Genomic DNA, 13,707 nt, shown 5'->3' with positions numbered 1-13,707 from the left:
CCTATGAAACAAAAAACGCTCCGCGAGGATGCGCACTCGCGCGAAGCAGAAACATGTCGCAAGCGACCGCGCTCGGCGCGAGAATGTGCCAAGGCACATTCTTTTTCATGTTTCATAGGAAATTGTGTCCTATGAAACAAAAACACTCGCATGGATGCATGTCTGGCGCGAAGAAAGACAGCTGCCAGAGCAGGTGTATCTTGGCAAGGGGCTCCAGGAAACAGAATATTTATGAAGGAAAACAAAATTAACAGGAGGAACAACATGGAATTTTTATGGGAAGGCGTCATGGCGATCACGCCGCAGCAGTTTGTGATGTATCTGATCGGCGGGCTTTTGATCTGGCTGGCGGTCAAAAAGGAATACGAACCCGCGTTGCTTCTGCCGATGGGATTCGGCGCGATCATGGTAAACCTGCCATTATCCGGCGTCATTAACCAGGTGACGGAGGGCATCGGGGAGACACAGGGTATTATACAGTGGCTGTTTGAGACGACGATCAGCGCATCGGAGGCGCTTCCGATTCTGCTCTTTATCGGAATCGGGGCAATGATTGACTTTGGACCGCTTCTGTCACAGCCGATCATGTTTTTATTTGGTGCGGCGGCGCAGTTTGGCATTTTCTTTGCGATCTGTGCGGCATCGCTGATGGGATTCGAACTCAGGGATGCGGCGTCGATCGGAATCATCGGTGCGGCGGATGGACCGACTTCCATTCTGGTTTCCCAGATCATGCATTCCAACTATGTGGGCGCGATCGCGGTGGCGGCGTACTCCTACATGGCGCTGGTGCCAATCATCCAGCCATTTGCGATCCGTCTGGTGACGACGAAAAAAGAACGCCGGATTCACATGACCTACAGTCCGAAAAATGTGTCCAAAACGACCAAGATCGCATTTCCGATTGTAGTTACTATCATTGTCGGACTGATTTCTCCGGCATCGGTGGCGCTGGTCGGATTTCTGATGTTTGGAAACCTGATCCGCGAGTGCGGCGTGCTTCCGGCACTTTCCCAGACGGCACAGAACGAGCTGGCAAACCTGATTACCCTGCTGCTTGGCATCACGATTTCGTTCAGTATGCGTGCGGACGCGTTTGTGCGGATTGACACGCTTCTGATTATGGGAATCGGTCTAATTGCATTTATCTTTGATACGATCGGCGGTGTGCTGTTTGCTAAATTTATGAACCTGTTTTTGAAGACGAAAATCAATCCGATGATCGGTGCGGCGGGCATTTCCGCATTCCCGATGTCCTCACGCGTGGTGCAGAAGCTGGCGATGGAGGAGGAAAAGGGAAATATTATCCTGATGCATGCGGTCGGCGCCAATGTATCGGGGCAGATCGCCTCGGTCATCGCGGGCGGACTGGTCATTAAGCTGGTAAGCCAGTATTTGTAATATAGGTCTGTCGGGCAGATAAAATGGAAAAGGAAGGCTGCACTTGAATGATGAAAAATCAAGAGACAGCCAGTGCACTGATTGAGATGGAGGAAAATATCGGATGTGGAATAATTTTTTGATTTCGCTGGCAATTATGGGAAAAGGAATGGCGGGAATTTTCGTCGTTGTCCTGATTATTACGGCAGTGGTGCTGATTTTAGGTAAGTTAAAGTAAAATATAAATTGGAAAAAGTATCTTTCTTTTTTCTTTCAGTTTTATGCAGTTCGTTGACATTCGACAGAGGTAAATCTATAATAGAAACATTGTTTGTAAGAGTTTGAAAGGGCCAGAAGGAGACATGAGAATGAGTCAACGAAATAAAATTCAGCGCCTGCTGCGAAAAGGCGCTTTGGCAACTTGTTTATCCCTGTCAGTTGTGTGCAGCAGCTTATCGGCAGTTACAGCGTATGCAGGACCGGCGGATGATCCGGCAGCGGCAGCACCAGTGATCGGACCGGGCGGTCCGGGAACCACGAACGCGAATGCGGGACAGCAGGCGGATAATTCCTATTATAATCAGACGTTATCCAATCCGGTTGTCAATCCGGTGGACAAGTATTCCTATAGCCAGATGGTAAACGATATTTCGGCGCTGGCAAGCGTTATCCGGGAACGGTGACAGTGAAATCGATCGGAAAATCGGCGGACGGACGTGATATCTACGATGTGATTGTCGGCAATCCGAACGCATCCAAGAAGATTCTGTTCCAGGGGGCGATTCATGCCAGAGAGTATATCGTTGTACCGCTGATGATGCAGCAGCTCGAGTATCTGGCAGCTGGATTTACGAATAATGGTACCTATATGACGCAACCGCTTTCTAACATATTGGGACAGGTGGCATTTCATTTTGTGCCGATGCTGAATCCGGATGGAGTCACGATCAGCCAGATGGGCGAGAATGGTATTCAGTCGGAGGAACTGCGCCAGACGATGCAGGCGGCGTACGCGGCGGACAAGGCATCCAGCCGGACAACGGTCAGCTATGAAGAGTATATGAGACGCTGGAAGGCGAATGCACGCGGTGTCGATCTGAACTATAACTTTGCAGCAAACTGGGAGGGAATCAATGTGTCTTTAACCCATCCGTCTGCAAATGGTTATAAGGGAACCAACCCACTGTCAGAGCCGGAGAGCCAGGCAATCGCGAACTTGATTCAGGGAACGGGATTCAATGCGGTTATCAACTATCATGCGATGGGAAATGTGATTTACTGGGATACGCAGAACAACCAGAAAGCGGCAGAGTCCAAGGCGCTGGCAAACGCTGTTCATGCCTTGAATGGTTATTCCGTTCTTGGAAGCAAGGGCGTCGGCGGCTTGAAGGACTGGCTGCAGCAGGCAGCAGGCATCCCTGGTATCACGATCGAGGTAGGACGTTCCACCTGCCCGGTATCTTTCTCGGAATATCCGGCGATCTGGAACCAGAATAAGGCAGTCCCGGCAACGCTGGGATATTATGTGGCGACACATTGATGATGGAATAAAATGAAGATTAGATAGAAAAAGGATGTGCGACTGGAGTTGGAAGTGGTCGTGCATCCTTTTTTGTTGTGTAAGAATAAAGAGTTAGTGTTTGTGAGTTGGTTCACTATTTGGGTTATCAGTTCTTCCTATGAAATAAAAAATGCTCCGCGAGGATGCGCAGTGATTCTGATAGGAATATGTCAGCTTCGCTGACAGAATCACGCGTCAAGTCTCACGGACGTTCGACTTGAAATGAAAAATTTTGCATGATTGACTTTGACGAATAAAATCCTTATAATAAAACCAAGAACAAAGAAACCAAGAAAACGAGAATACAAAGAAAAAATAGACATATAATAAAAAAGAGGGAGTGAAGCATGTCAACATCGGTAATAGAAAGAGGCAATACAAAGATGAATCGGAAAATTCTCAGTATTTCGTCCAAAAGGCAGGTGACGATTCCACAGAAGTTTTATCAGTTACTCGGTTTTGGGGATGAGGCAGAATGTGTGATGCGTGATGGAGAGCTGATTATTCGTCCTATTAAGGTATCGTCAGGCGGTGAATTTGCAGAACAGATTTTAGCAGAGCTGATCAGGGAAGGTTTATCTGGAGAAGAACTTCTGACAGAATTTAAAAAGCGTCAGGCGCAAATGAGACCGGCAGCGGAGGCGATGCTAACGAAAGCAGAAGAGATTGCAGAGGGAAAAGCAGATTATACAACTTATGAGGATATTTTTGGAATGGAGGATTAGTTTATGCTGCCAGTTCGATTTAATCCTCCTGCCGCAAAGTACATTAAGAAGCTGAAGGACAAGAAGTTAAAAAGACTTTATCAGGAGGCAGTTGATAAGATTTGTGAAGATTATACAGTTGGGGAACTAAAAACTGGAGATTTAGCCGGGTTTTATGGTTATGATATCTATTATAATAAAACGAATTATGAACTTGCATATACCGTTGAATGGGTAGATGGAGAAATGATAATCGTTGTTATGGCTGGAACAAGAGAAAATTTTTATGATGAATTGAAGCGTTACATAAAAAAGTGACATACTGGGAAAGAACGTGCGATTGAAAGTAGAGACTGACAATGACATGTTCTATTTTTGAGCATTTCCCTCTTTGCTTTGGAACAAATCGACAAAAACAGGAAACTAAAATTATACAAAATGGAAAATATATTCTTTTTATAAAAATATGGTTTGCAAATTCTGAAATACGATTTTATATAAAATCACAAAAGGGACATTAATTAGAGATGTACAACTGAACACCCGATAAAACAGGGCTGCCGTTATTCCTCAAACGGCAGCTCTTCTTTTCGCAAAAATGTCCGGATCGACTCGTCCCACTCGCGTTCCAGCGTCTTGTCTAACGTAAATTGGTTGAGCGACAGCCCGGTGGCACAGCTTAAATGCTGATTTTCATAATGAATATTTAAGAACAGTCCGCCGACCTGCTCCGGGAGCCATTGGCTTTTGCGGGCGGTCAGAAACTGTTCGGTGGCAGCTTTCGGAAGCTTCAAAATGATGGAGAAGCGCTCCGGAAGCTTTTTTCCTTTTATGAGGGAAAAACAGAACGGGCGCAGAGTTTTCCAGGTTGAATATTCTTCAATCTGCCCCTCGGCACGCTCTTCTTCGGAATAAAAGCTTTTATGGACGCGTCCGTCGATGGAGAAGGTGTTGAACGTCACGATCTCCGCTTCCTTGAGCAGAAAGCGGTCAAATGTCTCTCCAATGAACAGTTTCTTGGTAAATAATTTTATATCACAGATATTGCAGGCAATCATATGTGTCCTCGCTGAGATGGTAAATTCGTTATTTTCTGTGTAATGTAGAAACAATAACGTAGATTCTATTTTATCGCAGGCGGGAAGGGGACGCAAGTGACTTCTTATTGGCAAGACGGAGAATTTTAAAATCTTATTAGCACTCAACAAAAATGAGTGCTAATTTTCTATTGACATCTTGGAACGCTGGTATTAAAATAAGAGTCACGGTGATGGAAAATCACAAAAAAAGAATTTTACAAGCGTATATTTATGTAGCTGGATAGCAGGATTGGACGCGGCAGAGTGAAACTGCCAGACTCCATTTCCGGGAGCGGATATCCACTGTATTTTGCAATCAAAAGGAGTGTATAGATATGGCAGCAAAAACAGGAAGTTTATCAATCAACAGCGAGAATATTTTCCCGATTATTAAGAAATGGCTTTATTCCGATCATGATATTTTCTATCGTGAGCTGATTTCCAACGGATGCGACGCGATCACGAAGCTGAAAAAGCTGGCGCTGATGGGCGAGTATGAGGAGCCGGGGGAGACGGAGTATAAGATTCAGGTTACCGTTAATTCCGAGGACAAGACGATCACCGTCGAGGATAATGGTATCGGTATGACTGCCGAGGAAGTGGAAGAGTACATTAACCAGATCGCATTTTCCGGTGCACAGGATTTCCTGGCAAAATATAAGGACAAAGCAAACGAAGACCAGATCATCGGTCATTTCGGTTTAGGTTTCTATTCTGCATTCATGGTAGCGGACAAGGTTACGATCGATACTCTTTCTTATAAGAAAGACGCAGAGCCGGTTCACTGGGAGTCTGAGGGCGGCACTGAGTTTGCGATGGATAAGGGCGATAAGGAAGGCAATGGTACCAAGATTGTCCTTTATTTAAATGAAGACAGCACTGAGTTCTGCAATGAGTATCGCGCACGTGAAGTCATCCAGAAGTACTGCTCTTTCATGCCGGTTGAGATTTACCTGAAAAATGCAACGGCAGAGCCGGAGTATGAGACGATCGAGAAGGATCAGCTGACCGACAAGGACACTATCGTTGAGACGGTGGTCGAGGAAGCAAAGACCGAGGAAAAGGAGAGAGAGGACGGCACAAAAGAGACCGTGGAGGTATCTCCGAGAACCGAGAAATATAAGATCCTGAAACGTCCGGTGGCACTGAATGACATTCACCCGCTGTGGAACAAGCATCCGAACGAGTGTACCGAGGAAGAATACAAAGAATTTTACCGCAAGGTATTTATGGATTACAAGGAACCGCTGTTCTGGATTCATCTGAACATGGATTATCCGTTCAACCTGAAAGGTATTCTGTACTTCCCGAAGATCAACATGGAGTACGAGAGCATTGAGGGCACCATCAAGCTGTACAACAACCAGGTATTTATCGCGGATAATATCAAGGAAGTTATTCCGGAGTTCCTGATGCTCTTAAAGGGTGTGATCGACTGCCCGGATTTGCCGTTGAATGTATCGAGAAGTGCGCTGCAGAATGATGGATTTGTAAAGAAGATTTCCGATTACATCACCAAGAAGGTAGCGGACAAGCTGACCGGTATGTGCAAGACTGACCGGGAGACATATGAGAAATATTGGGATGATATTGCTCCGTTCATCAAATTTGGCTGCTTAAAGGATGAGAAATTTGCTGAGAAGATGGATGACTACATCATTTACAAGAATCTGGACGGAAAATATTTGACGCTGAAAGACTGCATGGATAAGGCGAAAGAGGAAGGTCATGAGAACCAGATCTACTATGTAACAAATGAGAAAGAGCAGAGCCAGTACATCAACATGTTCAAGGCAAACGGACAGGATGCGATCATCATGTCTCACAGCATTGATAATCCATTCATCAGCCAGGAAGAGCAGAAGCATGAGAACCTGAAATTCCTGCGTATTGATGCCGATGTCAATGACACGCTGCGCGAGGAAGTGAAGGAAGAGGACAAGGAAGCGCTCAAGAAACAGGAAGAGACGCTGACAGAGACCTTCAAGAAAGCACTGGGCGATGATAAGCTGCAGGTAAAGGTTGAGAAGCTGAAGGATGCTGAGATTTCTTCGATGATCACCCTGTCGGAGGAAACACGCCGTATGCAGGATATGATGAAGATGTACAACATGGGCATGGACGCGTCGATGTTTGGCGGCAGCGGTCAGGTGCTGGTACTCAACGCGAACAACAAGCTCGTTCAGTACGTCTTAGAGCACACGGATGGCGAGAATACGCCGAAGATCTGCGAACAGCTCTACGACCTGGCACAGCTCAGCCACGGTTCCCTGACACCGGAGCGCATGACGAAGTTTATCGCACGGTCGAATGAGATTATGGGTATGATGCTGAACTAAGGGCGTCTGGTTTAGGAATGTTTTATATAGGAAAATATGTTAAAATATCATATATGATATGATAACGGAGCTGCTGCACGTAAATGTGGCAGCTCTTTTATTAGCTGTCATAAGAGAGCAAATGGGATTCACTATTTCACGAATTTAGTATTTATGATAGAATAGGAGCACTTAGCAAGGTTTTTTCAGATTTGACGGGGAGGTGCGTGTATGTTTGGAATCGGAGGATGGAAACAGGTTGGCGCGACGTTTGATATGAAACGGCAGGCGGCGATCCGGGAGCAGCTGGAACAGGCGGGAATTGAGTATCAGGTCAAGATGCAGAACCGTCTGAAATCGGGCGTGCTTTCCGGCAATCAGCGGGCGAGGCTGGGAAGTGCGGGAGAAAATGCGGCATCGGAACGGGAATATCTGTTTTATGTGCAGAAAGCAGAGGAGGAAAAGGCGCGCCGTGTGATAGAAAGCGCCGGAAGATAAAACAGGTATTTTCTGGGAATGAAAGACCTGAATGACGAAGGAGAGAAAATGGGAGAGGGAAAATGGAATGAATCGGATCTTTGGCAGCGGGAGGCAGAAGAAAATGGTCTGCAAACGGAACCTGAGCTGCAGAATGCGATTCAGAGTCCGAAACAAATCCGAAAAACCTGCCGCCGCGAGGTGCGCCGTGTCTGCAATGTCCTCGGCTGGGCGCTGGCATTTTTCAGCGTGATGACGGTGCTTGTCAGCATACTTCTGGAAGTGGCTGGCAACGTATGGGCGGACGGAGGCGTGATCAGTACGTTTTTGAACCGGATGGTAAATGCAGCGTGGTATGAAGACGGTGGAAGCACGCTGATCATCTATGCGCTGGTTCTTCCATTCGTATTTTTAATTCTGCGCCTTGTCCCGGAAGAACGGGCAGAGAAAATGAAGATTAGTTTCCTGCAGTTCTGTATGTTTTTTATTTTGGCACAGGGATTTGGAACTATCTTTAACCTGCTGGGAAATGCAATCAATGATGCGGTGGCGGCAAGTAGCGGCGGCGATGCATCCGCGATGAACCCGGTCAACGAGATGCTGGATTCGCTCTCGCCGGTAATGATTTTATATGTAGGGTTTTTAGGCCCCATTATTGAGGAATATATCTTTCGATGGAAACTCTTAAACCGATTGCGCCGTTTTGGCGATAAGGCGGCGATCACCTACACGGCGCTGATGTTTGGTCTGATGCACGGAAATGTGACGCAGTTTCTCTATGCAGCGGTGATTGGCGTGGTTCTGGGATATGTGGCGGTGAAGACGGGACGGATGCGTTATAACTGTCTGCTGCATATTCTGATCAACAGCTGGTCGTTAGTGATAGCGATGCTTGGAACACAGGATACGCTGCTGCCGCTGTTTATCACGTTTCTGATGACCGGGTTTATGGGCTGCACGATCATCGGGGCGTTTGTTCTGCTGATTTTCAATTTCCGGAAAATCCGGCTGTCCGATGGGGCAATCCCAGAGGGTGTGAAATTCCGCAATGTATGTGGAGCAATGTATGGGAATCTCGGGACAGTGGCATTTATTCTGGTAAGTTTGATTACGATGGCGTTTTTCTTGTCGAGATGATGTGGTGGTCAGTTGCTGTTCACAAGCAGGCACTTTTGGAAGTGAAAGTGCCGTAAGATAACGTGGTGGCAGCAGGAATTAGTTGTATTTAAATGCGAATTCACAGTAACACTGTTCATGTGTTTGTCGTGTATTTCACGGGATTCTGCTTGACTTCCTACTGTGTGATTACTATAATAAATAGTAATGAATACTACGTGATGTGAATTGCGTAACGGGAGGACGTTATGTTATATAAAATTATTGGTGACAGCTGCATGGATTTGACGGAGGAACTGAAATTGGATCCGCATTTTCAGATGATTCCGCTGACCCTGCAGATAGGGGATTACAAGGTAACGGATGATGAGACATTTAACCAGAAGGAGTTTCTGGCAAAGGTAAAGGCAAGTCCCGAGTGCCCGAAGACGGCGTGTCCATCGCCGGAGAGCTTCAAGGAAGCATTTGAGGGCGAGGCAGAATATATTTTCGTGGTAACGCTTTCGAACCATCTGAGCGGCTGCTACAACTCGGCGGCTTTGGCAAAACGCCTTTATGAGGAAGAGAACGGAACGGATGGAAAGAAGATTGCAGTCATTGACTCCCTGTCGGCGTCGGCGGGCGAGTTAAATATTGCGCTGTTCATCCGGGAACTGTGCGAGAAAGGTCTTCCGTTTGAGGAGATCTGCAGGCAGACGGAGGCATATCGGGATTCGATGAACACGTATTTCGTCATTGAGACGCTTGATTTCTTAAAGAAAAATGGCCGTCTGACCGGTTTGACGGCTTTTATCGCGTCGGCGCTGAATATCAAGCCGGTTATGGGCGCGGACAGCGGTACGATCATCAAGCGTGATCAGGCGCGCGGCATGACCCGGGCGCTCGACCGGATGGCGGAGATTGCGTGCAAAGAGGGCGGCGATACCGCAAGCAAACGTCTGGTGATCGCACACTGTAATAACCCGGAACGTGCTGAGCACGTGAAAGAGAACATGTGTAAACGGGCAAACTTCCGTGAGGTAGTGATCACGAATACGGCTGGCGTTGCAACCGTATATGCGGGCGACGGCGGAATCATTATGACACTGTAGGGAGAAAGAGTGGGTGATGACAGCTGGAAAGGTGGAAAACGCCGGACAGCTGCGATTGATTGAGGAAAAATGAAGCATACATTTTTTAGTAAATGCACGAAAATGCCGTTCAGATACCGGACGGCATTTCTTTTATCTAGAATTGGAAATTTGACAATTTTGGCAGGAATGACGCTTTTGCTTGGCGGATGCCAGGCGGGAGGTTCCATATGGAAAGAGACAATCTCATTGGAGCCAAAAGACAAAACGGTATCGGAAGAAACGCTTGATCCGGAAACAGATATAGACGGGCAGGTGGAGTCAGAACAGGTAGATGGCGCGGAACTGAGGGTGGAAATGCAGGGGCAGGACGAATCTGGCAAACTTGAGTCAGAACCGGGAGAAAATGATTCAAATGAGTGTTCGCTTCTGTTTGCCGGAGATATCTATTTTTCCAACCATGTTTTAAATGCCTACGACCGTATGGGAGGTATCGGCGGCGTCCTCGGAGAGAGCTTGCGGGAGACGATCGCGGAGTCTGATATTTTTATGGCAAACCTGGAATTTCCGTTCAGCGACCGGGGAACACAGGCGGCGGATAAACAGTTTACGTTCCGGGTATCGCCGTCCCGCGTGTCTATTTTACAGGAGATCGGACCAGATATCGTGACGGTGGCGAACAACCATGCGCTAGATTACGGCACGGACGCACTGCTGGACACGTGCGATACGCTGGACAGTGCCGGGATTTTGCATGTTGGGGCGGGAAAAAATCTGGAAGAGGCGAAACAGCCGCAGATCATTGAGAAAAATGGAAAAAAGATTGGCTTTCTGGGCGCGTCGCGCGTCTTTCCGACGGGCGGATGGGCGGCAGGATCGTCGCATCCGGGTATGTTTTCGGCGTATGACACGGCTTCGGTCGTGCAGGAGATCCAGAAGGTAAAGAAAGAGTGTGATTATCTGGTTGTCTATGTCCACTGGGGTATCGAGCGGAACACGCAGCCAGAGGCGTACCAGCGGGAGATGGGACATCAGTACATCGACGCGGGCGCTGATCTGGTGGTTGGTAGCCATCCACATGTGCTGCAGGGGATTGAGCTGTATCATGGAAAATGGATTCTGTACAGTCTGGGAAATTTTGTGTTCGGAAGTTCGATTCCGGAGACAATGCTGGTGCAGGCGTCGGTAGATGCACAGGGAGAGACGGCGCTTTCAATTGTGCCTGCAACTTCATCTGCCGGATATACGAGAGAGTTGGACGTGGGGAAGAAAGAGGCGTTTTACCAGAAGATACAGGGGCTTTCGGACGGCGTGCAGATTGATGAGAATGGAAAGGTGCAGGTGCAGTAAAATCAATTCGTGAAATCCTGCCCCTGAAAACACCCGCTTTCCCGCAGTGCTTTGGAAAACGTATTCAAAAACGCCCGCTTATTTCCACTCCATTCCGGTGCGACCAGCAATTTTTTCGGTCCATCGCCGCTGATCCGGTGGATGACCATATCGGGCGGCAGCAGGCGGATACATTCGATCAGCAGCTCAATGTATTCGTCCATTGAAAAGACCGGAAAAGGTGCCTGTTCGTAGAGCTCTGCCAGCTTCGTGCCGCGTAAAATGTGGAGAAGCTGAAGTTTGATGCCGTCGATGGCGGGCTGGAAATCGGCCAGATAGCGGACGGTATCGAGCATCTGGGCTTTCGTTTCATCAGGCAGCCCCAGAATGACATGGACGATGACGGTCAGACCGGCGGCTTTCAGTTCACGGACGGCATTTTCAAAGACCGGGAGGGAATAACCGCGCTGGATGCGCACGGCACTTTCCTCGTGGATGGTCTGAAGTCCCAGTTCCACCCAGACCGGTTTTCGGCGGTTTAAGCGGGCGAGAAGCTCCAGGACATCCGGCGGCAGGCAGTCCGGGCGGGTTCCGATGGACAGGGCAGCCACGTCCGGGTGGGCGATTGCTTCGGAAAAAAGCGGCTCCAGATAGGAGACAGGCGCATAGGTATTTGTGTAGGACTGGAAATATGCGACATATTTTCCACCCTTTATTTTATTTGCGACACGCGCCTTTGCCGCTTCGATCTGTTCGGTCACGGAGGTGTGAGCCGGCTCTGCAAAATCGCCGGAACCGCCGTGGCTGCAGAAAATACAGCCGCCCGTTCCCAGCGTACCGTCCCGGTTGGGGCAGGTCATGCCGCCGTCGAGCGCCAGCTTGTAGATTTTCTGCCCAAATTGGTCTTTCAGCCATGCGTTTAACGAATAGTAGGGACGACCGTCGGAGTAGCAGCGGGGCATGGAGGAATCCGGGTGTTTGCCGGAGGCGGTGGATGCAGGATGGAATGTTTCGGGTAATGATAGGTATGTTTGAGTAGTTTGTTTCATACGAACTCCTGTGTTTTACTATATAAATGAAAGCTTACCAGAACCACAGCATTTTGTAAATACACGAAAGAATATCGTATTGAGGCATTTTGAGGAAAATGATATAATATATACAAGAAGTCAGATTAAATCAAAATGTCTGAAATCATAATCATATAAAGGGAACAATTGTTAATGTTCCCGGGTAGGCACTTTTGGAACCGAAAGTGCCGTAAGAAAACGTGGTGGCAGCAGGAATTTGCCGTATTAAAATGCGAAGCCACGGCAAATTCCGTTACTGGGCACGTATGCGTGAACAGTAACAAACAATTTGGGGAAAAGGAGAAGGGATATGTCAGTCAAAGAAACACTGAAACAGCTGGAATCTGAGAAAACGAAAGTGCTGATGGCAGAATTATACGGGGCAGAGAAAGCGGAGGAGAACCGGGCGCGTTACCGCTATGTGGCAGAGCGCTTTGAGAAAACATATGGGGAACGCGATATCAAGCTGTTTACTTCCCCGGGACGGACGGAGATCAGCGGCAACCACACCGATCACAATCATGGCAAGGTGCTGGCGGGCAGCATCAACCTGGACTGCGTCGGCGCGGCGGCACCGAACGGAACCGACACGATCCGCATATTAAGTGAGACATTTCATCAAAATTTCAGTATCCATTTAAGCGACCTGAAACCGAGCACGGGTATGAGCGGCACCATCGACCTGACAAAGGGCATTTTAAAGGGCTTTGAGGAGAGAGGATACAAGGTCGGCGGATTTGACGCATACATTACCAGCAATGTTATCAGCGCGGCGGGCGTCAGCTCTTCGGCTTCCTATGAGATGCTGATCTGCTCTATGTTAAATACAATGTTTAACGAGGGAAAGATGGATGTTGTCACCTACGCCCACATCGGAAAATATGCAGAAAACAAGTTCTGGAACAAGGCGTCGGGTCTGCTCGATCAGATGGCATGCGCGGTCGGCGGTCTGATTACGATCGATTTTAAAAATCCGGAAGCGCCGGTTGTGGAGAAGATTGATTTTGATTTCGGCGCGCAGGATCACAGCCTGATGATTGTAAATACGGGAAAAGGCCACGCGGATCTGAGCGCAGATTATTCTTCTGTTCCAAACGAGATGAAAAAAGTAGCACAGTACTTTGGCAAAGAGGTCTGCGCGGAGATTTCCGAGGAAGAGGTGATCGCAAACCTGGCGAAAGTGCGTGCATTTGCGGGAGACCGTTCCGTGATGCGTGCGTTCCATTTCTTTGAGGAAAATAAGAGAGTGGAGCAGGAAGTAAAGGCTCGGGAAAATGATTTTGCTGCCTTTTTGGAGGGAATCACAGCTTCGGGCAATTCTTCCTGGAAATGGCTTCAGAATGTATACACGACTGCAGACGTGCAGGAGCAGGGCATCAGCATTGCACTGGCGCTGACGGAATTGTTTATCGCGAAAAAAGGACGCGGCGCGTGCCGGGTTCATGGCGGCGGCTTTGCCGGTGTTATCATGGCGATGATTCCGAACGATCTGGTGGACGAGTATACAGAATACATTGAAAATGCGATCGGAGAGGGCAATGTATACCGCATGAGCATCCGCCCGCACGGCGCGATCTGCGTGAGCGAGCGCATCTAAAAATTG

General features: G+C 48.1%; 13 protein-coding genes. 11 read left to right on the top strand and 2 right to left on the bottom strand.

The window, feature by feature from the left end; all coding sequences use genetic code 11:
- Positions 1-264 precede the first annotated feature (264 nt).
- The 5 genes from DWX91_RS14115 to DWX91_RS14100 all read left to right on the top strand — a co-directional run bounded on the left by DWX91_RS14115 (position 265) and on the right by DWX91_RS14100 (position 3,963).
- Complete coding sequence (locus DWX91_RS14115) at positions 265-1,401, top strand: sodium ion-translocating decarboxylase subunit beta (RefSeq protein WP_118473035.1); 1,137 nt, start codon at positions 265-267, stop codon at positions 1,399-1,401.
- A gap of 347 nt (positions 1,402-1,748) precedes the next feature.
- Positions 1,749-2,063, top strand: coding sequence for a hypothetical protein (locus tag DWX91_RS17625; protein ID WP_243015239.1), 315 nt, complete (start codon positions 1,749-1,751; stop codon positions 2,061-2,063).
- A gap of 2 nt (positions 2,064-2,065) precedes the next feature.
- Entirely contained in the window at positions 2,066-2,920 is an 855-nt protein-coding gene (locus DWX91_RS14110) for a M14 family zinc carboxypeptidase (RefSeq protein WP_243015240.1), read from the top strand.
- A 404-nt stretch (positions 2,921-3,324) separates the two neighbouring features.
- Positions 3,325-3,666, top strand: a complete 342-nt coding sequence (locus DWX91_RS14105; RefSeq protein WP_242995823.1) for an AbrB/MazE/SpoVT family DNA-binding domain-containing protein — start codon at positions 3,325-3,327, stop codon at positions 3,664-3,666.
- Between the two features lie 3 nt (positions 3,667-3,669).
- The gene (locus DWX91_RS14100) at positions 3,670-3,963 is read left to right on the top strand and encodes a type II toxin-antitoxin system RelE/ParE family toxin (protein WP_117796877.1); all 294 of its coding nucleotides are present in this window, start codon (positions 3,670-3,672) and stop codon (positions 3,961-3,963) included.
- A 245-nt stretch (positions 3,964-4,208) separates the two neighbouring features.
- Here DWX91_RS14100 and DWX91_RS14095 read toward each other — a convergent pair whose 3' ends face one another.
- Positions 4,209-4,703 carry a DUF5721 family protein gene (locus tag DWX91_RS14095; protein ID WP_118539310.1) on the bottom strand — a complete coding sequence of 165 codons (495 nt, stop codon included), beginning with the start codon at positions 4,701-4,703 and terminating at the stop codon, positions 4,209-4,211.
- Positions 4,704-5,059: 356 nt separating this feature from the next.
- On the opposite strand from DWX91_RS14095, the gene htpG reads away from it, so the two are divergent.
- The 5 genes from htpG (at position 5,060) to DWX91_RS14070 (ending at position 11,055) form a co-directional block, all read left to right on the top strand.
- Positions 5,060-7,063: a molecular chaperone HtpG gene (htpG, locus tag DWX91_RS14090; RefSeq protein ID WP_118539308.1), complete on the top strand. Its 2,004-nt coding sequence runs from the start codon at positions 5,060-5,062 to the stop codon at positions 7,061-7,063.
- Between the two features lie 210 nt (positions 7,064-7,273).
- Entirely contained in the window at positions 7,274-7,540 is a 267-nt protein-coding gene (locus tag DWX91_RS14085) for a DUF2007 domain-containing protein (RefSeq protein ID WP_118539306.1), read from the top strand.
- A 48-nt stretch (positions 7,541-7,588) separates the two neighbouring features.
- Positions 7,589-8,656, top strand: a complete 1,068-nt coding sequence (locus DWX91_RS14080; protein WP_182435089.1) for a type II CAAX endopeptidase family protein — start codon at positions 7,589-7,591, stop codon at positions 8,654-8,656.
- 227 nt (positions 8,657-8,883) lie between these two features.
- Positions 8,884-9,726, top strand: a complete 843-nt coding sequence (locus DWX91_RS14075; RefSeq protein ID WP_118473031.1) for a DegV family protein — start codon at positions 8,884-8,886, stop codon at positions 9,724-9,726.
- 69 nt (positions 9,727-9,795) lie between these two features.
- Entirely contained in the window at positions 9,796-11,055 is a 1,260-nt protein-coding gene (locus DWX91_RS14070; protein ID WP_243099067.1) for a CapA family protein, read from the top strand.
- Positions 11,056-11,057: 2 nt separating this feature from the next.
- On the opposite strand, the gene DWX91_RS14065 is transcribed toward DWX91_RS14070, so the two are convergent.
- The gene (locus DWX91_RS14065) at positions 11,058-11,996 is read right to left on the bottom strand and encodes a TIGR01212 family radical SAM protein (RefSeq protein ID WP_118539302.1); all 939 of its coding nucleotides are present in this window, start codon (positions 11,994-11,996) and stop codon (positions 11,058-11,060) included.
- Positions 11,997-12,414: 418 nt separating this feature from the next.
- Here DWX91_RS14065 and DWX91_RS14060 point away from each other — a divergent pair, with 418 nt between their 5' ends.
- Positions 12,415-13,701, top strand: a complete 1,287-nt coding sequence (locus tag DWX91_RS14060) for a galactokinase (RefSeq protein WP_118522949.1) — start codon at positions 12,415-12,417, stop codon at positions 13,699-13,701.
- Positions 13,702-13,707: the final 6 nt, after the last annotated feature.

This window comes from Clostridium sp. AF22-10 (genome assembly GCF_003478725.1).
In the GTDB taxonomy this organism is placed as follows: domain Bacteria; phylum Bacillota; class Clostridia; order Lachnospirales; family Lachnospiraceae; genus Otoolea; species Otoolea fessa.
This window is presented reverse-complemented; position numbering and strand designations above follow the sequence as displayed.